Source organism: Mesorhizobium sp. M0052, assembly GCF_040323255.1.
In the GTDB taxonomy this organism is placed as follows: domain Bacteria; phylum Pseudomonadota; class Alphaproteobacteria; order Rhizobiales; family Rhizobiaceae; genus Mesorhizobium.
Window position 1 is genome coordinate 165,271 of sequence record NZ_JAMYUS010000006.1, and the last position, 25,749, is coordinate 191,019.

29 protein-coding genes are annotated in these 25,749 nt (G+C 62.9%); 11 read left to right on the forward strand and 18 right to left on the reverse strand.

What is annotated here, in order from left to right; translation table 11 throughout:
* The first annotated feature begins 28 nt into the window (after nt 1-28).
* Entirely contained in the window at nt 29-640 is a 612-nt protein-coding gene (locus NKJ77_RS10025) for an LOG family protein (RefSeq protein ID WP_023673582.1), read from the forward strand.
* A gap of 31 nt (nt 641-671) precedes the next feature.
* Here NKJ77_RS10025 and NKJ77_RS10030 read toward each other — a convergent pair whose 3' ends face one another.
* The 9 genes from NKJ77_RS10030 to cysS form a co-directional block, all read right to left on the reverse strand.
* Nucleotides 672-1,358 (reverse strand): glutathione S-transferase family protein, encoded by a 687-nt coding sequence (locus NKJ77_RS10030; protein ID WP_023832489.1) that lies wholly within the window; start codon nt 1,356-1,358, stop codon nt 672-674.
* An 11-nt stretch (nt 1,359-1,369) separates the two neighbouring features.
* Nucleotides 1,370-2,299, reverse strand: coding sequence for an EamA family transporter RarD (gene rarD / locus NKJ77_RS10035; RefSeq protein WP_023673577.1), 930 nt, complete (start codon nt 2,297-2,299; stop codon nt 1,370-1,372).
* A 140-nt stretch (nt 2,300-2,439) separates the two neighbouring features.
* Nucleotides 2,440-4,056, reverse strand: coding sequence for a citramalate synthase (gene cimA, locus NKJ77_RS10040; RefSeq protein ID WP_023684468.1), 1,617 nt, complete (start codon nt 4,054-4,056; stop codon nt 2,440-2,442).
* A 187-nt stretch (nt 4,057-4,243) separates the two neighbouring features.
* Nucleotides 4,244-5,200, reverse strand: a complete 957-nt coding sequence (pip, locus tag NKJ77_RS10045; protein WP_023754764.1) for a prolyl aminopeptidase — start codon at nt 5,198-5,200, stop codon at nt 4,244-4,246.
* A gap of 8 nt (nt 5,201-5,208) precedes the next feature.
* The gene (locus tag NKJ77_RS10050) at nt 5,209-5,685 is read right to left on the reverse strand and encodes a GFA family protein (protein ID WP_023684470.1); all 477 of its coding nucleotides are present in this window, start codon (nt 5,683-5,685) and stop codon (nt 5,209-5,211) included.
* Nucleotides 5,682-6,173 carry a GFA family protein gene (locus tag NKJ77_RS10055; RefSeq protein ID WP_023727579.1) on the reverse strand — a complete coding sequence of 164 codons (492 nt, stop codon included), beginning with the start codon at nt 6,171-6,173 and terminating at the stop codon, nt 5,682-5,684. Before NKJ77_RS10055 ends, NKJ77_RS10050 begins: the two co-directional genes overlap by 4 nt.
* Before the next feature lie 22 nt (nt 6,174-6,195).
* Nucleotides 6,196-6,582: a VOC family protein gene (locus tag NKJ77_RS10060; protein ID WP_023692879.1), complete on the reverse strand. Its 387-nt coding sequence runs from the start codon at nt 6,580-6,582 to the stop codon at nt 6,196-6,198.
* Nucleotides 6,579-6,983 (reverse strand): endonuclease domain-containing protein, encoded by a 405-nt coding sequence (locus NKJ77_RS10065; RefSeq protein ID WP_023832487.1) that lies wholly within the window; start codon nt 6,981-6,983, stop codon nt 6,579-6,581. The genes NKJ77_RS10060 and NKJ77_RS10065 overlap by 4 nt, the downstream gene beginning before the upstream one ends.
* 283 nt (nt 6,984-7,266) lie before the next feature.
* Nucleotides 7,267-8,700 carry a cysteine--tRNA ligase gene (cysS, locus tag NKJ77_RS10070; protein ID WP_023692877.1) on the reverse strand — a complete coding sequence of 478 codons (1,434 nt, stop codon included), beginning with the start codon at nt 8,698-8,700 and terminating at the stop codon, nt 7,267-7,269.
* 390 nt (nt 8,701-9,090) lie between these two features.
* Between cysS and NKJ77_RS10075 the strand changes: the two genes are divergently transcribed.
* Entirely contained in the window at nt 9,091-9,246 is a 156-nt protein-coding gene (locus NKJ77_RS10075; protein ID WP_023673568.1) for a hypothetical protein, read from the forward strand.
* 138 nt (nt 9,247-9,384) lie between these two features.
* On the opposite strand, the gene NKJ77_RS10080 is transcribed toward NKJ77_RS10075, so the two are convergent.
* Complete coding sequence (locus NKJ77_RS10080; RefSeq protein ID WP_023832485.1) at nt 9,385-10,143, reverse strand: SOS response-associated peptidase; 759 nt, start codon at nt 10,141-10,143, stop codon at nt 9,385-9,387.
* A 126-nt stretch (nt 10,144-10,269) separates the two neighbouring features.
* Here NKJ77_RS10080 and NKJ77_RS10085 point away from each other — a divergent pair, with 126 nt between their 5' ends.
* The 4 genes from NKJ77_RS10085 (at nt 10,270) to NKJ77_RS10100 (ending at nt 12,615) form a co-directional block, all read left to right on the forward strand.
* Entirely contained in the window at nt 10,270-10,677 is a 408-nt protein-coding gene (locus NKJ77_RS10085; RefSeq protein ID WP_023698665.1) for an NUDIX hydrolase, read from the forward strand.
* Between the two features lie 67 nt (nt 10,678-10,744).
* Complete coding sequence (locus tag NKJ77_RS10090) at nt 10,745-11,122, forward strand: TIGR02301 family protein (protein ID WP_023705383.1); 378 nt, start codon at nt 10,745-10,747, stop codon at nt 11,120-11,122.
* Between the two features lie 325 nt (nt 11,123-11,447).
* Nucleotides 11,448-11,705, forward strand: coding sequence for a hypothetical protein (locus NKJ77_RS10095; protein ID WP_023673564.1), 258 nt, complete (start codon nt 11,448-11,450; stop codon nt 11,703-11,705).
* Nucleotides 11,706-11,811: 106 nt separating this feature from the next.
* Nucleotides 11,812-12,615 carry a hypothetical protein gene (locus NKJ77_RS10100; protein WP_023832484.1) on the forward strand — a complete coding sequence of 268 codons (804 nt, stop codon included), beginning with the start codon at nt 11,812-11,814 and terminating at the stop codon, nt 12,613-12,615.
* Nucleotides 12,616-12,636: 21 nt separating this feature from the next.
* On the opposite strand, the gene NKJ77_RS10105 is transcribed toward NKJ77_RS10100, so the two are convergent.
* From NKJ77_RS10105 to NKJ77_RS10115, 3 genes are all read right to left on the reverse strand, one after another.
* Nucleotides 12,637-13,365: a nucleotidyl transferase AbiEii/AbiGii toxin family protein gene (locus tag NKJ77_RS10105; protein ID WP_023684480.1), complete on the reverse strand. Its 729-nt coding sequence runs from the start codon at nt 13,363-13,365 to the stop codon at nt 12,637-12,639.
* A 62-nt stretch (nt 13,366-13,427) separates the two neighbouring features.
* Nucleotides 13,428-13,655, reverse strand: coding sequence for a hypothetical protein (locus NKJ77_RS10110; RefSeq protein WP_027049982.1), 228 nt, complete (start codon nt 13,653-13,655; stop codon nt 13,428-13,430).
* 54 nt (nt 13,656-13,709) lie between these two features.
* Entirely contained in the window at nt 13,710-15,041 is a 1,332-nt protein-coding gene (locus NKJ77_RS10115) for a dihydroorotase (protein WP_023832483.1), read from the reverse strand.
* A gap of 82 nt (nt 15,042-15,123) precedes the next feature.
* Between NKJ77_RS10115 and ygfZ the strand changes: the two genes are divergently transcribed.
* From ygfZ to NKJ77_RS10130, 3 genes are all read left to right on the forward strand, one after another.
* The gene (ygfZ, locus tag NKJ77_RS10120) at nt 15,124-15,984 is read left to right on the forward strand and encodes a CAF17-like 4Fe-4S cluster assembly/insertion protein YgfZ (protein WP_023832482.1); all 861 of its coding nucleotides are present in this window, start codon (nt 15,124-15,126) and stop codon (nt 15,982-15,984) included.
* Complete coding sequence (locus tag NKJ77_RS10125; protein WP_352535082.1) at nt 15,984-16,622, forward strand: HD domain-containing protein; 639 nt, start codon at nt 15,984-15,986, stop codon at nt 16,620-16,622. Before ygfZ ends, NKJ77_RS10125 begins: the two co-directional genes overlap by 1 nt.
* Before the next feature lie 67 nt (nt 16,623-16,689).
* On the forward strand, nt 16,690-18,822 hold the full coding sequence (locus tag NKJ77_RS10130; protein WP_352535084.1) for a putative bifunctional diguanylate cyclase/phosphodiesterase: 2,133 nt from the start codon (nt 16,690-16,692) through the stop codon (nt 18,820-18,822).
* Here NKJ77_RS10130 and NKJ77_RS10135 read toward each other — a convergent pair.
* Nucleotides 18,791-19,639 (reverse strand): AraC family transcriptional regulator, encoded by an 849-nt coding sequence (locus NKJ77_RS10135; RefSeq protein ID WP_031194164.1) that lies wholly within the window; start codon nt 19,637-19,639, stop codon nt 18,791-18,793. The genes NKJ77_RS10130 and NKJ77_RS10135 overlap by 32 nt on opposite strands.
* 91 nt (nt 19,640-19,730) lie before the next feature.
* On the opposite strand from NKJ77_RS10135, the gene NKJ77_RS10140 reads away from it, so the two are divergent.
* Nucleotides 19,731-20,897: an amidohydrolase gene (locus NKJ77_RS10140; RefSeq protein WP_023735508.1), complete on the forward strand. Its 1,167-nt coding sequence runs from the start codon at nt 19,731-19,733 to the stop codon at nt 20,895-20,897.
* 12 nt (nt 20,898-20,909) lie between these two features.
* Here the strand turns inward: NKJ77_RS10140 and NKJ77_RS10145 are convergent, their stop codons facing one another.
* A complete protein-coding gene (locus NKJ77_RS10145; protein ID WP_352535086.1) occupies nt 20,910-21,584 on the reverse strand; it encodes a fatty acid desaturase in 675 nt (224 codons plus the stop codon).
* Nucleotides 21,585-21,913: 329 nt separating this feature from the next.
* Between NKJ77_RS10145 and NKJ77_RS10150 the strand changes: the two genes are divergently transcribed.
* The gene (locus NKJ77_RS10150) at nt 21,914-22,813 is read left to right on the forward strand and encodes a LysR substrate-binding domain-containing protein (protein ID WP_352535088.1); all 900 of its coding nucleotides are present in this window, start codon (nt 21,914-21,916) and stop codon (nt 22,811-22,813) included.
* A 13-nt stretch (nt 22,814-22,826) separates the two neighbouring features.
* On the opposite strand, the gene NKJ77_RS10155 is transcribed toward NKJ77_RS10150, so the two are convergent.
* From NKJ77_RS10155 to NKJ77_RS10165, 3 genes are read right to left on the reverse strand one after another with little or no spacing between them, the layout of a single operon-like run.
* Nucleotides 22,827-23,099 carry a DUF3303 domain-containing protein gene (locus NKJ77_RS10155; protein ID WP_023670254.1) on the reverse strand — a complete coding sequence of 91 codons (273 nt, stop codon included), beginning with the start codon at nt 23,097-23,099 and terminating at the stop codon, nt 22,827-22,829.
* 38 nt (nt 23,100-23,137) lie between these two features.
* Entirely contained in the window at nt 23,138-24,601 is a 1,464-nt protein-coding gene (locus tag NKJ77_RS10160) for a RimK family ATP-grasp domain-containing protein (RefSeq protein ID WP_023692866.1), read from the reverse strand.
* Nucleotides 24,602-24,606: 5 nt separating this feature from the next.
* Nucleotides 24,607-25,704, reverse strand: coding sequence for a peptidase C39 family protein (locus NKJ77_RS10165; RefSeq protein ID WP_023692865.1), 1,098 nt, complete (start codon nt 25,702-25,704; stop codon nt 24,607-24,609).
* Nucleotides 25,705-25,749: the final 45 nt, after the last annotated feature.

Genomic DNA, 25,749 nt, shown 5'->3' on the forward strand with positions numbered 1-25,749 from the left:
CGCATTCAGACCCAATCACCAATCACGAATGAACACGATTCGATCCGTCTGCGTCTATTGCGGCTCGTCTCCGGGCCGCGATGAAATCTATGCCAAGGCCGGGCACCTGCTTGGCCGCTCGCTCGCCAAAGCCGGCCTGCGGCTGGTCTATGGCGGCGGCACCAAAGGCATTATGGGCGCAGTCGCCGAAGGCGCGCTCAAGGCCGGCGGCAAGGTAACGGGAATCATTCCGCGCTTCCTCATCAACAAGGAGGCGACCGAAACCGCGCTTGACCGGCTCGACGAGTTGCTGATCACCGACAACATGCACGAGCGCAAGCACAAGATGTTCGAGAAATCCGACGCCTTTGTGGCGCTGCCCGGCGGCATCGGCACGGTCGAGGAAATCGTCGAGATCATGACCTGGGGCCAGCTCGGCCATCACCGCAAGCCGATCGTCTTCGCCAACGTTCAAGGATTCTGGGATCCGATGCTGGCGCTGCTCGACCATATGGCCAGCGAAGGCTTCATCCACACCGCGCAACGGGTCAAGCCGCTGGTGGTCGAAGACCCCGAGGCCATCGTCGCCGCCATCATGGTGGCGGGGTCGTCGGTCGATGCGCCGACGGAAGGCGTGCAGTCGGTGATTGATAAGATGTGATAGTGAATAGTGAGAGAGGCCGCGCTGCCCATCACGCCGTAGCGCGAAGATCCTCGACGATGGTGCCGGCGGCAGCGACCTCCGCCTCATGGTCCGGCTCCCGCCAGGTCTCGGCGAGACCCGCGGCATACCAGTCCTGCATGGCCGGCAGGCCAAGCAATTGCGGGGGATAGGCTGCAGCTGCCCCTTCGAAAGACAGCCCATAGGATAGCACACGGAACGCCACCGGAGCAAAGAAGGCGTCGACGGCGGTAAAATGGCCGCCGGCAAGGAACGGCCCGCCGAACAGGGCAAGGCCATCGTTCCAGAGATCGCCCAAACGGAACAGATCCTGCTTCAGCGCGTCCGACATCGGCAACGGTTTCACCCGCAAGCCGCAATTCATCGGGCATGCGCCGCGCAAGGCCGTGAAACCAGAATGCATTTCGGCGGCGGCCGAGCGCGCCCAGGCTCGCGCCTTGGCCTCAGCAGGCCACACACCATGGTGGCGCTCGGCGAGATACTCGGCAATAGCCAGCGAATCCCAGACAGCCCAGCCGTCATCCACCAGGCAAGGCACGCGCCCGCTGGGCGAGAACGCCCGGTAGAGATCGAAACTGGGCCCGGTCGGAAACGGCGTCAATTGCTCCTCGAACGGAATGTCGAGGGTGCGCATCAGCACCCATGGCCGCAGCGACCATGACGAATAGTTCTTGTTGGCGATATGCAGCACGTACATCGAAAGGCTCCCTACTTCGGGGCCAACGCCACCGGGCGGATTTCACGGCCACGAAACATCGACCAGGAATACATCGCCAATGCCGCCCAGATCAGCGCGAAGGCAATTGCTTGCGTGGTGCCGAACGGCTCGTCGAAAATCAGCACGGCGATCAGGAACACCATGGTCGGTGCGATGTACTGCATGATGCCGATGGTGGAGAGGCGCAGAAGCTTGGCGCCGAAGGCGAACAGAAGCAGCGGCACCGAGGTGACTGGGCCGCAGCCGATGAGCAAAGCCATATCGGTGCCGTTGCTGGAGATGAAATGGTCCTGGCCGTTGACGACCAGGAAGACGATGTAGGCAAGCGCCGGCACCGACAGCAAAAGCACTTCGAGCAGAAAGCCCTGGCTCGGGCCGATCGGCAGCGTCTTGCGGAAGAACCCATAGGCAGCGAAGGAAAACGCCAGCGCCAACGACACCCAAGGCAATTTGCCGGCATCGACGGTCAGAACGGCAACTGCGACCGCCGCCAGCAACACGGCCGCGATCTGCAGCCGGTCGAGCTTCTCGCCGAGCAACAACGCGCCGACGACGATGCTAACTAATGGGTTGATGTAGTATCCGAGCGCGGTCTCGACGGTGCGGTCGACCGAGATCGCCCAGACATAGATGGCCCAGTTGACGGAGATCAGGGTCGCCGTCAGCGCCGCCATGGCGATGCTGCGCGGCGAGCGGATCGCCGCCTTGAAATCGGCTGTGCGGCCGGCCCAGACCAGCACTGCAGCAGCAATCGGCACCGACCAGACGATGCGGTGGGCGATCACCTCGATCAGCGGCAGATGCGCAACCGCCTTCATGTAGAAGGGCAACAGGCCCCATAGCAGATAAGCGCCGAGCGCGAGGAGAAAGCCGCTGCGGGCTTTGGAGTCGGCGTCGGGCTGGATCGTGTCGCTGGCCATGGCAAACGCTATGGCCCAGTGGGCCATCCAAAACCATCGCAAAATTATGATGGATCAATGGACTTCCGCTGATGGCTCAAGGGGCGGCGCCAGTTCCTCGCCCCACTTCGGGGGGGCGAGGAAACCCACGTCTTGCAACCCTACTCCGCCGCCACCAATCCCGCCATGTCGCGGTTCTTCATCAGCTTGTAGACGATCGAATCCATCAGCGCCTGGAAGGAGGCGTCGATTATGTTTTCCGACACGCCGACCGTCCACCAGCGTGCGCCGGTGCCGTCATGCGATTCGATCAGGACGCGAGTGATCGCCTCGGTGCCGCCATTGAGGATACGCACCTTGAAATCGGCGAGCTCCATGTCGGCGATCTCGCTCTGGAATTTGCCGAGGTCCTTGCGCAACGCGATGTCGAGCGCGTTGACCGGGCCGTGGCCTTCGGCCACCGACATCTTCTCCTCGCCCTCGACCATCACCTTGACGATGGCTTCGGAGACCGTCTTCAACTGGCCGTTGGCATCGAAGCGGCGCTCGACCATGCAGCGGAACGAAGTGACGTTGAAGAACTCCGGCAGGCCGTGCAGCATTTTGCGCGCCAACAGCTCGAAGGAGGCATCGGCGCCCTCATAGGCGTAGCCCTCGGCCTCGCGCTCCTTGACCACCGAGATCAGCGCATCGAGACGATGGTCGTCTCTGGGCACATCGATGCCGCGCCGCTTCAGCTCGGCGAGGAAATTGGCCTTGCCGCCCTGGTCCGAAACCATAACGCGGCGGCGGTTGCCTACCGCCTCGGGCGGCACATGTTCATAGGTCGCCGGCTCCTTGGCCAGTGCGGAGGCATGGATGCCGGCCTTGGTGGCGAAGGCCGAGGCGCCAACATAGGGCGCCTGCGCTTCCGGAGCACGGTTCAGCAATTCGTCGAAGGCGCGGGAAAGCCGGGATATCCCGGTCAGCGCCTCGGCCGAGATGCCGGTTTCAAACCGATCGGCGAAGGCCGGCTTCAGCGCCAGCGTCGGTACGATCGAGACCAGATTGGCGTTGCCGCAGCGCTCGCCGATGCCGTTCAGCGTGCCTTGGATCTGGCGCACGCCGGCCTCGACGGCGGCGAGCGAATTGGCCACCGCCTGGCCGGTGTCGTCATGGGCATGGATGCCGAGATGGCCGCCCGGAATGCCTGAAACAATGACCTTGTCGACGATGGCGCGCACTTCCGAGGGCTGCGTGCCACCATTGGTGTCGCACAACACCACCCAGCGCGCGCCGGCATCATAGGCGGTCCTGGCGCAGGCCAGTGCGTAGTCCGGATTGGCCTTGAAGCCGTCGAAGAAATGCTCGCAATCGACCATCGCTTCCTTGCCGGCGGCAACAGCTGCTTCGACCGACGCGTTGATCGAGTCGAGGTTTTCCTCATTGGTGCAGCCGAGCGCGACGCGGACATGATAGTCCCAGCTCTTGGCGACGAAGCAGATGGCGTCGGACTTGGACTGCACGAGCGCTGCCAGGCCCGGGTCGTTGGACGCCGACACGCCTGCCCGCTTGGTCATGCCGAAGGCGACGAACTTTGCCTTCGCCGTGCGCTTCTGCTGGAAGAAGGCGGTGTCGGTCGGATTGGCGCCGGGATAGCCGCCTTCGACATAGTCCATGCCGAACTCATCGAGCAGCTTGGCAATCGCGATCTTGTCCTCGACGGAAAAGTCGATGCCCGGCGTCTGCTGGCCATCGCGGAGGGTTGTGTCGAAGAGATAGAGGCGTTGCTTTGTCATTGTTCTGTTGGCGCGCGAGCACCCCCCTCTGGCCTGCCGGCCATCTCCCCCTCAAGGGGGGAGATCGGCAGCTTTAGCGTCGGATCTTTTCCCGCAGCGACGGAGATTTGCGAAAGGCCCGATGACAGGCAATCTCCCCCCTTGAGGGGGAGATGTCCGGCAGGACAGAGGGGGGTGCCGCGCGCTGTCATTTCCCCGCAAACCCATCCGTCGCGCGTATCAGCCGATCCAGAATCCCCGGCTCCGAATAGGCATGGCCGGCGCCTTCGATGAGGTGGAAATCCGCCTTCGGCCAGGCCTTGTGCAGGGCCCAGGCATAGCGCGCCGGGCACGGCATGTCGTAGCGGCCGTGGACGATTGTGCCGGGAATATCCGCGAGCTTATGGGCATCGCGCAGAAGCTGCCCCTCCTCCAGCCAGCCGGCGTGGACGAAATAGTGGTTCTCGATGCGGGCAAAGGCGATGGCGAAGTCGTCCTCGCCGAACTTGTCGCTGGTCTCCGGCTCCGGTAGCAGCGTGATCGTCTCACCTTCCCACAGGCTCCAGGCAAGGGCGGCTTCCAGCTGCGCCTTGCCATCGGCGCCGACCAACCGCCTGCGGTAAGCGGCCATCATGTCGCCGCGCTCGGCTTCAGGAATTGGCGCCAGGAAACGCTCCCATTTGTCGGGGAACATCTCGGAGACGCCGAACTGATAGTACCATTCGAGTTCGGCGCGGGTCAGCGTGTAGATGCCGCGCACGACAAGCTCGCTGACGCGATTAGGATGCGTCTCGGCATAGGCCAGCGCCAGCGTCGAGCCCCACGAGCCGCCGAACACCAGCCATTTTTCGAAGCCGCACATCTCACGCAGCCGCTCGATGTCGGCAACCAGGTGCCAGGTGGTGTTGGCCTCGAGCGAGGCGTTGGGTGTCGATTTCCCGCAGCCGCGCTGGTCGAACAGGATGACGTCGTAAAGCTTCGGGTCGAACAATTGCCGATGTTTTGGCGAGAAGCCGCCGCCGGGACCGCCATGCAGGAAAACGGCCGGCTTGGCGCCCCTGGTTCCGGAGCGCTCCCAGTAGATATGATGGCCGTCGCCGACATCGAGCATGCCGGACTCGAACGCCTCGATCTCTGGATAAAGAGTACGAAGTTCACTGTTCATTTCATTGCTCATATCTTCAGGCCGTGCGCGGGCCAGTCCGTGGTTTCGTGGTCGGGATGCTGGAAGGAGATGATCTGCTCCTGGCGGGAGTAGAAATCCGGATCCTGATGCACGGGCTGGTCAAAGATCGTTTCCACCCAAGGCAATCGGACCGCGTAGTTGACCTGGATCTGCGGCGCCAGATCGGAGCGGTCGTCGAAGGCGCCGATGGCGATCTCCAGTGCGCCAGGTTGGCGATAGGTCAGCGGTGTACCGCAGCGGGCACAGAAGCCGCGATCGATGTTGACCGACGACTGGAAGTAGGTCGGCTCCTCGCGCACCCATTCGACGCCATCCTTGGGCACTGTCACCAGGGCGCCGAAAAACGACCCGAACTGTTTCTGGCACATGCGGCAATGGCAGATGGACGCCCGGCCAAGCTTGCCCTTGATGCGGAAACGGACGGCGCCACACTGACAGCCGCCGGTTCGAACTTCATCGGTCATAACTTTTCCTCTGGCGGCCATTGTTCGGTGTCATGATCGGGATGCTGGTAGGAGACAAGCTCGGCAAGATAAGGCGCCGACGACATGTCGGCCATCGTGTCCTCGCCCGGCAATTGCGGAAGGGTGTCGACATAAGGCAGTTTTGCCTCGGTGCCCCACTGGATCAGCGGCACGATTTCGGCCGGATTGTCGAAGGCGCCAATGGCAAGGCCGACGCCGTCGGGCGCGGTAAAGGTCAGCGGCGTGCCGCAATTGCCGCAAAAGCCACGATCGACGTGGCTGGACGAGGCGAAATATTTCGGTTCGCCGCGCGTCCAGTCGAGTTTGGCGCCACGCACCGAGACCAGGGGCGCGTAAAATGAGCCGAACGCCTTCTGGCACATGCGGCAATGGCAGATCGAGGCGTCACCCAGCGCACCCTCGACGCGAAAGCGCACCGCGCCGCACTGGCAGCCGCCGGTGTAGATCGGCCGGTTGTCGAGGCTCATGGCGTTTCACTCCGTTTCATAGTCATTCGGGCGCATGGCAGACGGCCTCGACATTGTTGCCGTCGGGATCCAAGACGAAGGCGCCGTAATAGTCCGGGTGATAATGCGGGCGCAGCCCCGGCCCGCCATTGTCCTTGCCGCCGGCGGCGAGCGCCGCGGCATGGAAGGCGTCGACCTCGGCGCGGCTGCGCGCGGTGAAGGCGACGTGCTGATGGGTCCTCGGCTTGTCATCGCTGGCCTGCAGCCAGAACACCGGCCGGTCGCGGCCATAACCGCCGACCTTGGCGCCGCCGGTATATTCCAGTGGCACCATGTAGATCAGCGAGGCGCCAAGCGGTGCCATCGCCTGGTCATAAAAGGCTTTCGACGCGTCGAAGTCGGCGACATTGATGCCGAGATGGTCGATCATGAAACAAGCTCCTCCCTTGCTGGCGCCGGCACGTCGGCGCCGGCCAAGCCGGCCTCGATGACGATGTGCTGGCAGACATTGTCGATATCGCGGATGACGTCGTCGTTCCAGAAGCGCAGGATGGTCCAGCCACTGGCACTCAATTGAGCGCTGCGTGCCTTGTCGCGTTCTGCATCTTCTACGTCGGCATGCTGACTGCCATCAACCTCGACTACGAGGTGGTGGGCCGAACAGGCGAAGTCGACAATGTAGGGCCCAATCGGTACCTGTCGGCGAAAGCTCATCCCCATCAGCCGGTGAGCCCGCAACTCATTCCACAGTTTCAGCTCGGCATCGGTCATGACGCGACGCATGGACTTTGCATTCTTGCGCTGACGCGATGGAACGAGGTCGTGACCCATGCTCAGGCCACTCCGCGCTGGCGATTAGCGAAAACCGAGGCGAGGGCTGATCTCCCCCCTTGCGGGGGAGATGTCCGGCAGGACAGAGGGGGGTGCTGTCCCGCCAGCGTCTCAACCGGCAGCCATTGCGTTCTCAGAAAGTGACCGAAATGAAAGTGGGCAAGAAGCAACGCTGGCGTTCCTTCACACCCCCCTCTGTCCTGCCGGACATCTCCCCCGCAAGGGGGGAGATTGGCTGTCGCTCCGGCCTTCGCCAATCTTACAACGGTGTCTCGCGCCACCCTCACCGCTTTACCTCCCACGTCGTCACGCGTTCGCCAGTGATAGGATCCTTGCCGTCTTTCAGCTGCACACCCTGCGCCAGAAGCTCATCGCGGATGCGATCGGCTTCGGCCCAGTTTTTCGCTGCGATCAGTTCCAAGCGCTTGGCGATCGCCTTGGCGACCGCAACCTCGTCGACCTTGGCCGCGCCAATATCGAAGCCGAGGAACAACAGCGATGCCTTCAGAGATGCGGCCGCTTCGTTGCCCTCCGCGGCCTCACCGGCAAGCTGCGTGAGTTGCTGGAAGGCGGCATAGGTGGCGAGGTCGTCCGACAGTGCCGCCACAATCTCCGCCGGGACTTGCCCTGCCGACGGCGCCAGGTCAGCTGCGCGTTTCCATTTGCGCAGCGTGTTCTCGGCTTCCTCCAGCTTGCGCACGGAGAAATCGATCGGCTCGCGGTAATGCGTCATCAGCATCGCCAGACGCAGCACCTCGCCCGGCCATTTGCGGCCGCCGAAAGTTTCGGTCTCCAGCAGTTCGGCGATCGCGTAGAAATTGCCGACGCTCTTCGACATTTTCTGGCCCTCGACCTGCAGGAAGCCATTGTGCATCCAGACATTGGCCATGACGTCGGTGCCGTGGGCGCAACGCGACTGGGCGATCTCGTTCTCATGGTGCGGGAAGATCAAATCGAGGCCGCCGCCATGGATGTCGAAGACATCGCCGAGATAGGCGGCCGACATGGCCGAGCATTCGATGTGCCAGCCCGGCCGGCCCCTGCCCCATGGGCTGTCCCAGCCGGGCTCTTCCGGTGACGACAATTTCCACAGCACGAAATCGCCCGGGTTCTTCTTGTGAGCGTCGACCGCAATTCGCGCTCCGGCCTGCTGTTCGTCGAGATTGCGCTTCGACAGCTCGCCATAATCCGGCATCGAGGCGGTGTCGAACAGCACTTCGCCGGCGGCGACATAGGCGTGGCCGCGTTCGATCAAACGTTCGATGAGGGTGATCATGTCAACCTTGCCGTCGGCGCGGCGCGCGACGAACTCGGTGGCGCGTGGCTCGACCGTCGGCGGCAAGCAGCCGAGTGCGGCGACATCCTTGTGGTACTGGTCGGCGGTTTTTTCGGTGACGCGGCGGATCGCCTCGTTGAGCGTCAGGTTTCCCGACGCGATCTCGGCGCCGAAATCGCGCAGCGCGCGGGCGTTAATCTTGTCGTCGACATCTGTGATGTTGCGCACATACGTGACACCAGCCTCGCCGTAGAGGTGACGCAGCAAACGGAACAGCACGTCGAAGACGATCGCCGGACGCGCATTGCCGATATGGGCAAAGTCGTAGACGGTCGGACCGCAGACATACATGCGCACATTCGACGGGTCGAGCGGGAGGAACACGTCCTTCGTCCGCGTTAGCGTGTTGTAGAGGCTGAGACCCTTCGATGCGTCAGACATGCGTGCCCTTCCGGCCCGTTAAGTTCTGGATGGAGTCTAACCTGTGCCAAGGCACAAATCGGCTCCAGCCTGCTGGCCGGGGCGTTTGTCCACTCTGGGGAAAGATGAGGCGAAAACGTCCGGACCAGCGCGAAGCTAGCCAATAATGCAAATGCCACAAATGGCGGAAAACGTTTTCATCGGCGGCTTTATCGCCTTGGCCGGTGTTGCCGTCAAGTCGCAACTTCCGGCAAAAGCGTCGCTGGATCATAGGTCAGGAGCCGCTGAAACATTTTATTAAACATGTCGGCACAGTCATGAAACATTCGCCGGCTAGTCCACCATAGGTCACGATTCGGTCAGATTCGGCCGGCAAACGCAGACACGGAAATGTTACCAGGGAAGAGATCGATGTCACGAACCAAGCAGGAATCGAGCCGCGCCAAGCAACCGGCGCTCGCCAACCACTACCGTGCGATCGGCCCGGCCGCGATCGTCGCCGCCCTTCTCCATACCGCGAAGAATAAAAAGCCGGCGCCGAAAATCACTTCGCCCCGCGCTGCCTGAACAGGCATCGTGCCGGCCGCCGACAAGGCGTGCGCCGGAACGGAAGGCTGAGGCGCCCATAGCGCGCCTGAAAACAACAGCTCTTCCTATTGAGCAGGTTCTTCCCGAAGACCGGACCTGGCTTCTTGGGAGCGCGCTCTAAAACAGCGTCATCTGACTGTCGTCCGCGCCGGGCTTCTGGCGCCTGACCTTGCCGGGCTCGACGATGCCCATGTCCTGTATCTCCGGCCCGGTGTTGGCGACCTTGTTGACGAGGTCGGAGACCGGAATTGCCTCGAAGAAATCGGGCAGCGCGGGCTTGAGCAGGTCGGCCACATCGCGCGGTTCGAGCGTGCGGCAGTCCAGCCAGCGGGCAAAATCTTCCGGCGCGATCACCACCGGCATCCGGTCATGGATATGGGCGATGCCGGCATTGGCGTTGACGGTAAGAATGGCGCCGGTGTCCATTTCCGAACCGCCCGGCTCGGCATAGGTTTCGATCAGCCCGGCAAAGGCGATCAACCCGCCATGCCTCGGCCGCATCCAGTAGGGCTGGCCCTTCTTGCCGCTGCCGGATTGCTGCCACTCATAGAAGCCGGAGGCCGGAACCAAGGCACGGCGATGGCGCATGGCGGCTTTGAACGAGGCTTTTTCAATAGCGCCTTCCGAACGCGCGTTGATGAGCAGCGGAAATTCCCTGGTGTCCTTGACCCAGGTGGGGATCAGCCCCCAGCGCACCAGCATCGCCTGGCGATCCGGGAAATTCGAGCCCGGCATGCGCGGCGGCCCCGACAGCGCCATCAGCACCGGCTGCGTCGGCGCGATGTTGTAGCGGGCCGGAAAATCCTCCAGCTCCGACAGGCCGAGCAAGGCGGCGGTCTGGTCCGGCGTGGCCGTCAGGGCAAAGCGTCCGCACATGGGAAAGCTCGATGAATTGATCCGATCGCGAACGTGGCGATGGAACCGGCGCTGCGCAACCGCTAAAGCTGCTCGCCGTCGGCCGGTCCACAAGGGTTTGGCCTCACATAGGCGAAAACGAGATCGATGAACGAGCAGCGCAAGACACTTCCCGCAGTCTCGGTCGCCGTCGTGCGCGGCAGGACGGTGCTGCTGGTCAAACGGGCGCGGCCGCCGTCGCAGGGGCTTTATGCCTTTCCCGGCGGCAAGGTCGAGCCCGGCGAGACGCTGCAAGAAGCGGCAGTGCGCGAGTTGCTGGAGGAAACCGGGCTGCGGGCGCAGGACTATCGTCCGCTTCGCGACATCCACATCGACGGCAGCGGCGAGAACCACCCGGTCGACTATCTGCTGACCGTGTTCGGCGCCGTTTATGCCGGCGGCGAAGCGACGGCCAGCGACGATGCCGAGACCGCCGCCTTCTATAGTCTTGATGAAATGGCGACGCTGCCGCTCGCGGGTGACGTCATGGAGGTGGCTGAAGAACTCTTGGCCTGAAACAGACCGGTATCTGCCGCTCCGAGAATCGCCTTGCAGGCGACAAAATGTTTCGCCAGATAGACTTATGACCCGCACCTCGCTGTTCCTTGCCGCATGCATCGCCGCCGCCACGGCTTTTGCCGTGCAGCCGGCGCTGGCCGCCGAGTCGCCGTTCGAGCCCGGGCTGATGCGACTGGCCGAGGTGCTGGGATCGCTGCATTTCCTGCGCAATCTGTGCGGCGAAAAGGGCGACCAGTGGCGCACCGAGATGGAAAAGCTGATCGATTCAGAAAATCCCGATCCCGAGCGGCGCGCCCGCTTCATCGCCAGCTTCAACCGCGGCTACCGTTCCTTCGGCGGCACCTATACCCAATGCACGCCGTCAGCGACCGAAGCCATCAGCCGCTACATGAAGGAAGGCGAGACGCTGTCGCGCGACATCGCCTCGCGTTACGGCAACTGACGAGCGCCAGACGGCGTTTAGCCACGCCTTTTCGAGCACCCGCCTTGTATCCACGGCACGTTGATGCAATCTTGGTGTTGCACTTGCGCAACAGTATTAACGAAACGTTAGCGCGCGAATGCGGAATTAACTCAAACTGAAGGTTTTCATCCCGCTCACCGGGCTAATCGGCTAAGTTTGAATCGGACCGAACGCAGGCGACGAAGTTTGTAAAGACGATCAAAAAAATGTCGTATTTACAGACACTTACTTAGCCTGCGTGAGATAGGGGCAGCCAAGCCGGATCCGACCCGTCGGACCGCCGCTTGAAAGGTGGACATCGCAAATGGAACATGGCGTCAACGACATCGACGCGCTGGTCAGGGAAGAAAAGCGCCTGACCGCGGTGGAAAGCCATAGCGAGGCCTGGGCGGAAGGTCTGTCGGCCGGCATAGAACCTGAAATCATCGCCGAGGCAGCGCTTGAAACCGCGTTCGGCGAGATGCTGCGAGCCAATGGCGAAACCTCGGCCCTTGCCCTGCTCGATCGCATGCGTGAAAAGGTGATCGCCGGCGCATTCGAGCCGGAGCGGTTTCGGCACTAGGCGTCGCGCGTCTCAGAGGGTGCACTGCCAGCTTACCGGTTCTTTGACGACGGCGAGTCGTTTGGGCATCATGCCTGAAGAGCCTAGGCCCGAGGAGAGGCAAGCGGTGAATTTTTCGATGTCAGGCCGGCCTCGCGGCGTGGTCCTCAGCATCTGGCTTGCCGCTTCCTGCGCCGCGGTTCCGCTGGCGCTTGTCCTGACCAGCAACCCTGCCTGCGCGCTGAGCGAGATCAAGCGCGAGGAGCTTCCAGCTCCTGCCGGGCCACCCGCCAATGGTGAGACGGCGCCGTCTGAAAATTCAGTGCCAATGCCCGACCTGCCCGGCAGGACGCCGCCGGCGGCCAGCCAGCCGAAATCGCCGTCAGAGCCCGGACAAAGCCACCCGGAAGCCCCCGCCAACGATGGCGGCGTGGCCAACCCAAGTGCCGATCCCGAAGGGCCGGTGCCTGAAGTCGTCTACGACCTTTCCAAATTGCCGGAGCCCGTCAGGCGCATGCGCGATCTGATGGTCGAGGCCTGCGTCAGCGGCGACATCGAGAAGCTGCGGCCGCTGATCGGCAAGGGCGACACCATGACCCAATTGTCGCTGGGCGAAATCGAGGGCGACCCGATCGCCTTCCTGAAAGGGCTATCGGGCGACAAGGAAGGTCAGGAAATCCTCGCTATCCTGGAAGAGGTGCTCAATGCCGGCTATGTCCATGTAGACGTCGGCACACCGCAGGAACTCTATGTCTGGCCATATTTCTTCGCCCTGCCGCTGGACAAGCTCAACGCCAGGCAGCGGGTCGAACTGTTCAAGATCGTCACCGCCGGCGACTATGACGACATGAAGCAGTTCGGAGCCTACATCTTCTACCGCGTCGGCATTACGCCCACCGGGCAGTGGACGTTTTTCGTCGCCGGGGATTGAACGGCGATCCCCCTGGGATGGCTACTGGCTAGGGCTAGAAAGCTCGAGGCCTGTGTCAGGCCATATGCGGATACCTTCATTTCGAAGGGCCGAAATCGCTTCGACCGCCGCGTTGGGATCCATTTGCAGCACCTCGGCGGCATGCCGCAATTCTTCCTTGTCCCGCAGCCTGTTTACCACCCAAGCCACCTTGCGCTCGATATCCACGCCATAGGCCGCCTTCGCCTTGCCAACAGCGTCGCTCGGGATTTCCTTATAGATGCCAACCAGCACTCCAAGATCGATGGCATCGCGATATGCAATTGCACGGTCCTGACATCGATCCGCGTTCGCCAGCAACTTCTCGGCAAACATATCCGCCGGGACCAGGGCGGATACATTCAGATCGTCGTCGAAATGGCCTCGCAGTTTTATGCGGCCTTCGCGGATGACTTCAAACTTGATCGTTTGGCCTTTCAACCGCACGATCGTCCGCAAGCCATATTGATCGATCTGGAAGTCCCGAACAGCCTCGACCGGCTCAGGAAAGAACGCTCTGACGCCACGTTCGGCTGCGGAGGTCCGCAATTCGCGATAGCCATCACTGTCGGCACACAGGAAGTCCACATCCAGTGAGCGGCGATATTCCCCGAATTTCATAACGATCGCAGTGCCACCGCCGAACCAGCACTGGTTTGCGGTCAGGAAATGGCGATCCATCAACCCGAGCGCTTCGGCAATGATCTGGTGCTCGGGCCTCTTGAATTCCATCATGACGCTCGCGGTGTGTCCTGTTGATATTCCGGCTGCGAGGAACGATCAGGTGAGGGAAATCAGCCGGCGGTCAAGAGCACGCCGTGACCGAATTTGTCTGCCAAACTTTGGATAAGCATCTTCTCACGCACAGTAAGACGCTTTTGATCGACAAACCGCCAATTACGCTCATACAGCGCAAATGCCTCTTCGGCCGGAATCGGGCGTGCCGCATCGCGGTTCCAGGCGAGCGCCTGGAGCTCCGGAAACTCCGCAGGGACGATCATGGGCGCGATATCTGCGTTCATAATGCCCTTAACGTAGTGGATAGCGCTTAAAAAATCCAACGCAGCAAGAAACCGCTAAGCCGGCAGCGCCTCGGAAAACTCTACCGGCCTGCCCTGCCCGGGCGTGACGATCTCGCCTTCCCACATCACGCGACGGCCGCGCACGATGGTGCCGATCGGCCAGCCGGTGACTTCCTTGCCGTCATAGGGCGTCCAGCCGGCCCTGGAGCCGGCTTGCGCATTGGTGATGGTCTCGCGCCGCTGGAGGTCGACAATGGTGAAATCGGCATCGTAGCCGGCGGCGATGCGGCCTTTCCTGGCCATGCCGAAGATGCGCTGCGGGCCGTGGCTGGAGAGGTCGACGAAGCGCTGCAGGGTCAGCAGGCCTGAATTGACATGGTCGAGCATGATCGGCACCAGCGTCTGCACCCCGGTCATGCCAGACGGCGAGGCCGGATAGGGCTTTGCCTTCTCGGCCGGCGTGTGCGGGGCGTGATCGGAGCCGAGCACGTCAATGATGCCTTGCGCAATGCCGTGCCAGACGCCGTCGCGATGGCGGGCCGCGCGAACCGGGGGATTCATCTGGATCAGCGTGCCCAGCCGCGCATAGTCGTCGGCGGCGAGTGTCAAATGGTGCGGCGTCGCCTCGCAGGTGGCGACATCCTTGTGCTGTTGGAGGAAGATGATTTCCTCGGCAGTGGAGATATGCAGCACATGGATGCGGGCGCGGGTGTTTCGCGCGATGCGCACCAGCCGCTCGGTACAGCGAAGCGCCGCGATCTCGTCGCGCCAGACGGGATGCGATGACGGGTCGCCCTCGACGCGCAGGCCCAGGCGCTCGCGCAGCCGGAACTCGTCCTCCGAGTGAAAGGCGGCACGGCGGCGGGTGTTGCGCAGGATCGATGCGACACCCTCGTCGTCCTCGACCAGCAGGTCGCCGGTGGACGAGCCCATGAACACCTTTATCCCGGCAGCACCCGGCAGCCGCTCGAGCTCACCGACATCATCGGCATTCTCGCGCGTGCCGCCAACCCAGAAGGCGAAGTCGCAATGCATCCGGCTGGTGGCGCGGCGCACCTTGTCGGCAAGCGCCGCCTCGCTGGTGGTCAGCGGATTGGTGTTGGGCATTTCGAAGACGGCGGTGACCCCGCCCAGCACAGCCGCGCGCGAGCCCGTCTCCAGATCTTCCTTGTGCTCCAGCCCCGGCTCGCGAAAATGCACCTGACTGTCGACGACGCCTGGCAGGACGTGCAGCCCGCGACAGTCGATCGCTTCGCCGGCCGAAGCTTGGCGAAGATCGCCCATTGCGACGATGCGACCACCCTTGACGCCGACATCGCGCGCGCCCTCGCCATCATGGTTGACCACCGTGCCGCCTGTCAGGATGAGGTCGTAGGTGGTGGCCATGGGCGTTCGGTCTCTTGCGGGGGGAGTATCGTCGGCTTACGTAAAGGCCGACCGTTTTGCAAGATCAGGTTCTTTGCCGCCCATGCCTTTTGCCCTGCTCAAAGACCGCGCTCTCATTTCTGTGTCAGGCCCGGATGCCGAGCATTTTTTGCAGAACATCCTCACCACCGACCTCGACACGCTGGGCGCCGGTGCGGCAAAACCCGGTGCGCTGCTTTCGCCGCAAGGCAAGATCCTGTTTGATTTCCTGATCTCGCGTAGCGGCGAGGACGGATTCCGGCTGGATTGCCGTGCCGACGTCGCAGACGACTTCCTGCGCCGGCTGATGCTTTACAAGCTGCGCGCCAAGGCCGAGATCGCGAAGCAGGATCAAGTGCTTGTGACGGTTGCGTGGGGCGATGATTCAAGCGCCTCACCTTCTGATTCAACGACACTTGCCGATGCCCGCTTCCGCGATGTGGTTGTGAGCCGTTCCTATGGCGGCGCATCCCTAGGTGGCGATCCGGCTGCATGGCAGACGCTCCGCATCGCCAACGGCATTGCCGAAAGCGGTCCCGATTATCAGCTCGGCGATGCCTTCCCTCACGACGTGCTGCTCGACGAGACCGGCGGCGTCGGCTTCAAGAAAGGCTGCTATGTCGGCCAGGAAGTGGTCTCGCGCATGCAGCATCGCGGCACCGCCAGGCGGCGCGTGCTGATCGTTTCGGCCGACCATGCCTTGCCCGCGCCGGGCTCGGAGCTGACGGTTGCGGGGCGGCCGGTCGGCACGCTCGGCTCGACCGCGGGCACGGCCGGCCTCACCATTGCCCGCATCGACCGGGTCAAGGCGGCGCTCGACGCTGGCCAGCCGGTACTGGCCGGTGATGTCACCGTCTCGCTCGCCATCCCGGCCTGGGCGCAGTTCAGCTTTCCCAGGGAAGCCATCGGCGCGGAGGATGCCTGATGGCTGCCGATCGCGTCGGAGCGCCACCGCGCGCGTGGCAGCGCATGCTGTCGGGACGGCGGCTCGACCTGCTCGACCCCTCGCCGCTCGACATCGAAATCTCCGACATCGCCCACGGGCTTGCCCGCGTCGCCCGCTGGAACGGCCAGACCCGCGGCGATCACGCCTTTTCGGTTGCCCAGCATTCGCTGCTGGTCGAGGCGCTGTTCAGCGAGTTGCAGCCGGACGCCTCGGCCAACGCTCAGTTGGCAGCACTGCTGCATGACGCGCCGGAATATGTCATCGGCGACATGATCTCGCCGTTCAAATCGGTAATGGGCGGCTCCTACAAGGAGTGTGAGCTGCGTCTCCAGCGCGCCATCCATCAGCGCTTTTCGCTGCCGCCCGAACTCGGCGTCGGCTTGCGCAAGGAGATCAAGCGCGCCGACCAGATCGCCGCCTATTACGAGGCGACGCTGCTTGCCGGTTTCTCGACCGCAGAAGCAACCGAGTTCTTCGGCCGGCCGCGCGGCTTCAATGCCGACCGCTTCGACTTTACGCCGCACTCGGTGACCTCCGCGCAAGCTGCCTTCCTCAAACGCTACGCCAGGCTTGAAAAGCAACGCCAGGCAACGGTTGCCGTGCATTCGGCGCAGTGAACATACGCTAAATTAACCAGCGGTAACCACAGTACCGGGTTTCGATCACGGTCAGCAGGCACGCCTCATGTCCGTTGCGCACGTCAAGGGTGGTTCGCCCGTCCGCAGACGGGGAGCCGGAGGCGTGGCCGCGCCACGGCAGATCGCCGACGAACTGCGCCACCAGAACGAGCGCTTTTCCGCGGCCGTCGAGAATATGTCGCATGGGCTGTGCATGTTCGACGCCGACGAGCGGATGATCATCTGCAACGGCAACTATATCAGCATCTTCTCCCTCGACGCGAAGATCGTGCGGCCCGGCATCGCGTTCCTGGACATTCTAAAGCACAGCGTCGACATCGGTGTCGCCTCACAGAGCGCCGAAGACCTGTATGCCATCCGCAAGCCCTATATCGAGCGCGCGCAAGCCTCGACCTACGAGGAAATACTGTCGGACGGACGTATCGTTTCCATCACGCACCGGCCGCTGGCCTCAGGCGGCTGGGTGTCGATCTATGAGGACATTACGGAGCAAAGGCGGGCCGAGCAGGAACTGAAGGAGCAGCACCGCCGCTTCGATGCGGCGCTCGCCAACATGTCGCAAGGCCTGTTGATGTACGACGCCGAAGGCACGCTGATCGTGCGCAACCAGCGCTTCCTCGACCTCTACAAGGTCACGCCTGACGACTTCCCGCTCGGCATGAGCCAGCGCGCCCTGCTCGAACAGATGGTGCGACTGCGCATCTATCCGTCGATGGACATTGACGGCGAGATCGCCAACACCAGAGCCAGCCTGCAGGCCGGTGAGGAGCGTTCGACAGACCGCAGCCTTGCCGATGGCCGAACGCTGCTGGTTGCGCGCCGGCCGCTTGCCGGTGGCGGCTGGGTGGCGACCTTCGAAGACATCACCGAGCGCCGGCGCGCCGAAGAGCGCATGAGCCACCTTGCCCATTACGACACGCTGACCGACCTGCCCAACCGCTCGATGTTTCGCGAACGGCTCGACCAGGCGATGGCCGGCGATACACCGCTGGCGATCTTCTCGCTCGACCTCGATCGTTTCAAGGCCGTCAACGACACCTGGGGACACCCTGCCGGCGACTGGCTGCTGAAATGCGTGGCTGAGCGGTTGCGGCACAGCCTGCGCAGCGACACCGATATGGTCGCCCGCCTCGGTGGCGACGAGTTCGCCATCCTGCAGTTCAATCCCAAAGGCTCCACCGATGCGGAACAACTGGCAAAACGCATCGTCGCTGTCGTCAGCCAGCCGTTTCGCGACAAGGGCCGCGAGATGCATGTCGGCATCAGCCTTGGCATCGCGCTGTATCCCGGTGACGGCAAGGACGCCGACACGCTTTTGAAGAACGCCGACATGGCGCTTTACAGCGGCAAGAGCGAAGGCCGCAACGTTTACCGCTTTTTCGAGCCCGGCATGGATGCCTTGGTGCGGGCGCGCCTGGCGCTCGAAACCGATCTCGAGACGGCACTGAAGCGGCGGGAGTTCGTGCTGGAGTTCCAGCCGATCACCAACATCGCGTCGGGCAAGATCGTCGGCGCCGAAGCGTTGATGCGGTGGAATTCACCGACGCGCGGCCTGGTGGCGCCCGACGATTTCATCGCAGCCGCCGAAGACAGCGGGCTGATCGTTCCGCTGGGCGAATGGGCGCTGAAACAGGCCTGCAGCGTGGCCGCCGGCTGGCCGCCTGGAATGCGCATCGCCGTCAATGTCTCGGCAGTGCAGATCAGAAGCGCCGACTTTGCCCGCAGCGTGATTTCGGCGCTGGCCGTTTCCGGCGTGCCGGCCAGCCGGCTCGAACTGGAAATCACCGAGACCGTGCTGATGGATGAGAGCGAGACGGTGCTGAAGACGCTGAGGCAGCTGCGCGAACTCGGTATCCGCATCGCGCTCGACGATTTCGGCACCGGCTATTCGTCGCTCGGCTATCTCAGGCGTTTTCCCGTCGACAAGATCAAGATCGACCGCTCCTTCATCCACGATATCGACAACAAGGACACGGCGGCGATCGTGCGCACGATCATCGGGCTTGGTGCCGAACTTGGCATCACCGTCACCGCCGAAGGCGTCGAGACCGAAGCGCAGCTCGACGTATTGCGCAAGGCTGGCTGCGTCGAGGTGCAGGGCTTTCTGATCGGCATGCCGTCAAAGGCCGCCGACATGGCTCGACTTCTCAAGAAGAGGGCAGCGTCCCGGCGCGCCTGAACATCCCCGGCGTCATTCCATGCGCGGCGCGGAAGGTGCGCGAGAGATGGCTTTGGTCGGAGAAGCCGGCCGCAAAGGCGGCACCGGCGAGATCTGAACCTTGCCGGATCAGCAGATCGGCACGGCGCAGCCTGCGGTCACGGATGAAGGCAGCAGGGGTGAGACCCAGCACTTTCCTGAAATCGCGGATAACTTGAAAGCGCGTCACGCCTGCGGCTTCAGCGAGCCGCTGCAAATCGAGGTCCGAGTTCAGATGGTCTTCGATGACCTGTTCATAGACCCGGAGCCGGCTTTTCGATCCGAAGCTTTCGACCGCCTCGCGCCGCCGGCCGCCCCAATCGCCATGGCGCAGGATGAGCTTGCGCAAGGCGATCAGCATGGATGTTTCGGCGCTCGTGGCATCACCCGATGTCGAAGCCAAGTGCGCGACGCCTACTGCCTGGACGAGATCGGCATCATCGACGATCGCTTGCGAAAACAACGGCGGGCGATCCTGCCCGAGTTCGTCCGCGATCGCACCCATGAGCGAGGCCGACGGATAGAAGGTGCGGTAAGCCCAACCCTGGTCGGCACCCGCCTCGCCGTCATGCCATATCTCCGGATTGACGAGCAGAACCGTGCCCGACCGCGCGAGGACAGTCTCGTTGCCGATGCGGACCCGCTCGCACCCTTGCGTGATCAGGGCGACGACATAGGTCGGGTGCGTGTGCAGCTGGTAGCGATGCCGCGTGAAGCGCGCCTTGAGCATGCCAAGATCGCGAAAGCGCGGATGACGCCAGAACTGCGTCGTCTCCTGAGGCTGTTGAATTCCAGACACGGTCAATCCTGTTCAAGACGCTGCCGGCGCAAATCCTTTACGTGCTGGCATCGAAAAGGCCGAATTTGCGATAGCCGGCAAGGAGAGCGCAATGCTGCACAACGACCCCATCGCCGCCCTCACCCCGCAGGTGGTGGAATGGCGGCGTCACATCCACGCCAACCCCGAACTCGGTTTCCAAGAGTATGAGACCGCGCGCTTCGTCGCCGACAAGCTGCGCACCTTCGGGCTCGACGAGGTTCATGAAGGCAAAGGCGGCACCGGCGTGGTTGGCGTCCTCAGAGGACGACCAGGCGTGCGCGCCATCGGGCTTCGGGCTGAACTCGATGCCTTGCCCGTGCTGGAGAAGACAGGATTGCCATATGCGTCGAAGAAAGACGGCGTGATGCATGCCTGCGGCCACGACGGGCACATCGCGATGCTGCTCGGCGCCGCCAAGCTGCTCGCCGACAACAGAGCCTTCGACGGCACCGTCTGTTTCATCTTCCAGCCGGCGGAAGAAAATGAAGGCGGCGCCATGCGGATGATCGAGGACGGACTGTTCGAGCGCTTCCCCGTGGAAGCCGTCTACGCCGTCCACAACTGGCCGGGGCTGCCGCTCGGAAAGATCGCGGCCCGTGCCGGGTCGATGATGGCGGCCGTCGACACTTTCGAACTGAACTTTGAGGGGACCGGCGCGCATGCCGCCATGCCGCAGCTAGGCGACGATCCCGTGCTCGCGGCCGGCGCCTTCGTTCAAGCCGTGCAGCGCATCGTCAGCCGTTCGGTCGACCCGCAAATGGCGCTGGTCGTTTCGATCACCCAGATCCATGGCGGCAATGTCGGCAACATCGTGCCGGGCAAGGTCTGGCTGCAGGGAACCTGCCGCTTCTTCGAGCCAACTTTGTCGGACCATTGCGAAAGGCTGATCGGCGACATCGCGCAAGGCATTGCCTCGGCGCATGCACTCACCGCCAAGCTCGCCTACAAGAAAGGCTACCCGCCGCTGGTCAACACGTCGGCTGCCACTGACCGGGCCGTCCAGGCGGCAACCGCGGTTGCCGGCCGCGAGCAGGTCGAGACCGCATTCAACCCGAGCCTCGGCTGCGAGGATTTTGCCTACATGGTCCGCGAAGCCGGCGGCTGCTATGCCTGGGTCGGCGCAGGAGCGGTCAGACTGGGCGAAGGGCTGCACGGCGATCGCTATGTCTTCAACGACGCCATCGTCCCCACCGTGCTCCGCTATTTCGTCACGCTCGTTGAGCAGACGCTACGCTGACGGCCGAGCGCCTCAGCGCAAGGTCTCGACGTATTTCTCGTGGAAGCTGACGTAGCCGGGTTCGACGACTTTGAGATGGCGCTCGATCAGCTGGTGGAAGGCCGGCAGCTGATGGAAGGGCACGCCGGGATTGGCGTGGTGCTCGGCGTGATACGGCATGTTCCAGGCGACTTTGCGCACCAGCCAGTTGGTCAGCGTGGTGCGGGTGTTTTCCAGCATGTTGGCGACAAGCGGGCAGCGGCCATGCTCGGCCAGCAGATAGAGCCTGAGGAAGGGCTGGCCGAGCAGCGCCGGCACGATCCAGACATAGAGCAGTACACTTGCCTCGAACCACAGGGCTAGCGCGGCGACCACGACATAGAAAGCGATCATGGCGCGGGCTTCAGTGCGCACCTTGGGCAGGCCTTTCGGCGGCACGTAGCTGTCGTGGCAGCCGCCAATCGCGTTGGTGTAGAGTGTCTGCAAATGCCCCCACCACACCGGCAGGCCCGAGATGTGGACGATGTATTGCCGCATCGTCTCCGGTTTCGGGAAGGCGAGTTCCGGATCGTTCTCGGGATCCTGGGTGAAACGGTGATGGGCGAAGTGGAAATAGCGAAACCAGTCGGCGGGCAGCGCGATCGCCAGGCTGCAGACCCTTGCGGCGGCATCGTTGAGCCACTGCGTCTCGAACGCCGTCCTGTGCACCGTCTCAGCAGCAGCGTGAACAGGAAGACGATAAGAATGCCTTGCGGCAACATCAACAGCGGCCAGTACGGCACCTTGGCCGCAATCAGCCCGCCGATAGCCACAATCGCGCCGAGATGGAAGGCGAGTTGGACCAGACCCGGCCCGTCCGACTTGCCGGTCAGGCGGCTGCGCTGCTCATTGGTCAGGAACGCGATGACGTCGCGATGGTCTCTGGGTTCAAACTGGGCCGATACGGTCATGGCGCCAAGCTACTCGAATAAGAAAGCTTTCGAAAGACGAGGATTTCTGCGACACAGATAAGCTGACCTTACCTATCGGATCACCCAATGACCGCGCTTCCTTCCCTGAGAGGACTTCAAGCCTTCGAGGCGGCGGCGCGCTCGGGGAGTTTCGCCGCAGCGGCGGATGAGCTCTCGATCTCGGCGGCTGCGGTCAGCCAGCTCATTCGCACCGTCGAGGAGCAGATGGGTCGAAAACTGTTCCATCGCGTCAACCGCCGCGTGGTGCTGACGGAAGCCGGCGTCGAGATGCTGCCCCGGCTGACCCTGGCTTTTCGGGAGATCGGCAGCATCGCTCGTGGCAGCGATGCCTTCCGCCCGCGGCTTGTCGTATCGGTGCCGCCGTCCATGGCGATGGGCTGGCTTTCCGAACGTCTCGCCGGCTTTGTGGCCAGCCACGGCGCCGTCGACATATCCCTGCGCGGCGATGACGATCCGGTGCCGTTCGACCGCGAACTGATCGACATCCGGCTGTCCTTCGGCCCGCACTATCGTGAACACCCGACCGAAGACATTGTCAGGGACGCCGTCTACCCCGTCTGCGCGCCAGAACTCACCGCCAAAACCGACAGCCTCGCCGGCCTGCCACTGATTCACACCGACTGGGGACCGACCGGCGCGTCGTTTCCGTCTTGGCGCACCTGGTTCGAGGCGGCGGGCATAGAACCCGGCCGCGCAGTGCAGCGCGGCCTGTCGGCGAACTCGTCGCGGGCAGCGCTCGACCTTGCCATTTCAGGGCTGGGCGTGGCGCTGGCGCAAGGCATTTATTGCGCCGGGGCGCTGGAAGAGGGCCGTTTGGTCCGGGCTAATGCCCTATCGATCGCGCTGCGTCAGCCATATTGCCTGACGATCCCGGAACGCAGTGCAAGGCGCGACCTGGTGGCGGCGTTTCGCAATTGGCTGACTGAGGAATGCCGGCGGTCGGTGGGTTCGCCGGTGCTCGGCTGATGGACCGAACTGCTCAGAGATGGCCGGCCAGTGCGGCGACCATGTCCTTGTTCGTCGCCACGGGAATGATCTCGAACTCCACCAGGTCAGACCATTCGATGACCCAGCGCTGCAGCAGCGTGACGTCATCGGCTTCGACCAAAAGGAAGCAGCGGCTCATATCAGCCGCGATCCAGGAGTGGTGCACGACAAGCGCGTCCGGCTTCAATCGGCCGCGCTCGCCGAAACGGCGGTAGATCTCCTTGCGGTCGCAGCCGGTGAAATCCTCGATGACGATGAACTGCATTTTTCCCCCTCGGTTGAATTACCGCCCGGGACGGCAAACTAACGCCCGGGACGGTCCAGCCGCTCCAGGAACCATTGCGTCAGCCGCACCCAGACTTCGTCCTTTTCGCCGGAATCCTCCCAGCCATGGTCGAGGTTCGGGTTGTCGTTGACCTCGATGACGAAGACGCCATCCTTGGTTTCCTTGAGATCGACGCCGTAAAGCCCGTCGCCGATGCAGCGCGCCGCCTTCACCGCGGTGTCGACGACATGCGGCGGCGTCTCTTTCAGCGTGAAGGTCTTGATACCGCCCTGGTCGGGCTTGCCGCTGGCCTTGTGGTTGACGATCTGCCAGTGTTTTTTCGCCATCAGATAATGCACGGCAAACAGCGGCTGCCCGCCGAGCACGCCGACGCGCCAGTCATATTCGGTCGGGATGAATTTCTGCGCGATCAGGAGATCGGAATCCTCCAGCCACTCGGTGGCGAGCGTCTTCAGTTCTTCGAAGTTGCCGCATTTCTTGACGCCGCGCGAGAACGATGAATCCGGGATCTTCAGCACCAGCGGAAAGCCGAGCGTCTGCGCCGCCAGTTCGAGATCCGAGGTGCCGGCTATCATCACCGTCGGCGGCACCGGCACCTTGTTGTAGGCCATCAGTTCGTTGAGATAGACCTTGTTGGTGCAGCGGATCATCGACAGCGGGTCGTCGATCACCGGCATGCCTTCCTGCTGGGCGCGGCGCGCAAAGCGGTAGGTGTGGTTTGAGATCGAGGTGGTCTCGCGGATGAACAGCGCGTCGTAATTGGCGAGCTTGGCCAAGTCCTTCCTGGTGATCGGCTCGATTTCGACGCCCATCTTTTCGGCGATCTTGGCCCAGTAACGCAGCGAGGAAATCTCCGACGGCGGCAGTTCCTCATGCGGATCGACCAGCGTGGCGAAGGTGTAGCGTGCCGGGGTGCGGCCCTTGGTGTCGCGCCACTCGCGGTTGGTGTACGTCTCGAGCGCCTGCACGAATAAGGCTTCTTCCTCCTCGGCCATCCTGGCCAGCGGCAGGAATCCGATCTTGCGGATCGAAGCCCATTCGGCGCTGTCCTTGATGTGAACCTCAAGCGCCGGAGCGCGGAACCAGTCGAACAACAGCTTGGCGAAGCGGTCCCAGACCTTCGACGGTCCGATGCCGAAGAAGATGCAGATTTTTTGCGGGAAAACGCCTCCGAGATCCTTGCGGCATTTGTTGAGCGCCAGCTCCAGTTCCGGCAGCGCGTGCTCGTAGAGCTTGCGCTCGGACAGGTCGATCATCGTCTCGACCGTCGGGATGACCTTGTGGCCGCGCGAACCGGCGAGCAGAGAGGCATAATAGCCGCGGCTCTGGTAGGCGTAATTGTTCGACAGGTTGATGACCTTCGGCTGCTGGCCGCGAAACAGCGCCGGATGCGCAAGATAGTCACGGTTGGTGATGATCTTGTGCGGCGTCGCCGCCGGGTCGAGATCGTTCTGACGGCCGGTGAGGATGACCCAGGTCATTGTTATCAGCGTTTCCCAAGAGTGATGGCAGCACGCAGTCCGTCGCGGCCGAATTGCGCCATGTTCATGAAGATGCCGTGCGGCACGGGAATGTTGGCGGCATCGAGGATGGTCTCCTGTCTTTCGTCCTCGACCCAGGGATCGTGGATCAGGATGTGGTCGCCATCGTCGCCGATAGCCAGCACCCAATGCGGCACCTTCTTGCCGAACATCAGGAAGCCGCTGATTAGCACCAGCACCAGTTTTCCCTGAGCCAGGGCGCCGCGGATATCGTCGATGGTGAATGGACGGTAATTCACCGGGATGCCGTAAAGTTCCGCGCGGCGGCGAAAGTCCACCTGGGCAAGTTCCATCACCCGGCGCTTGTCGTCGCTGCGCACCGATTGCAAGAACAGCGCGCCATAGAAGGACACGAAGATTTCCGCCGCAAGCCCGCTTTCGTAGCCGGAAACCGCAAGGCCGAAGGGCTCGCAGCCGCCTGGGCCGGACATCATGAACACGGTCGTTGCCTCGCGCCATAGGCGGATTTCCATGACCGGATCGGGCACGAAGCCCGAATCGAAATTGGCCATCGCCATCATCAGGCAGCATGGACCGCAGGTGAACTCGCAGGTCTGCTGGTAGAACGGGACTTTGGTGGCGACGGGAATATCGCCGCGCAACGTCTTTTCGTAGCGCAGCGCGGTGGCGCCATCCTCGTAATAGTGGGGCTCGCGACCGATCTTGCGGTAGCCGCTCTGCTCATAGATGCCGATGGCGCGAAGATTGTCCTCGCGCACTTCGAGACGCAACATCATGCGGTCGTGCTCGAAGGCAGCTTCTTCGGCCGCTGCAAGCAGCATGCGGCCAATGCCGCGGCCGCTGAAAAACGGGCTGGTGGCAAGCGAATAGAGCCGGGCGACGCCGCTGCCCTTGCGAAACAGCACGATGGCGTAGCCGGCGACACGACCATCGCTTTCGGCGACCAGCATCTCGGCTGTCTCGCGTTCGATCAACAAGCGGAAGGAGCGCCGGGAAATGCGGTCACTGGAAAAGACCGCCTTCTCGATGGCTGCGAGGTCATCGACGTCGGACGCGCGGGCCTTGCGAATCTCGGCAGGCATGCGGGTTTGGAAAACCTCGATTGGGTGGAGGAAAAGACCGCAGTC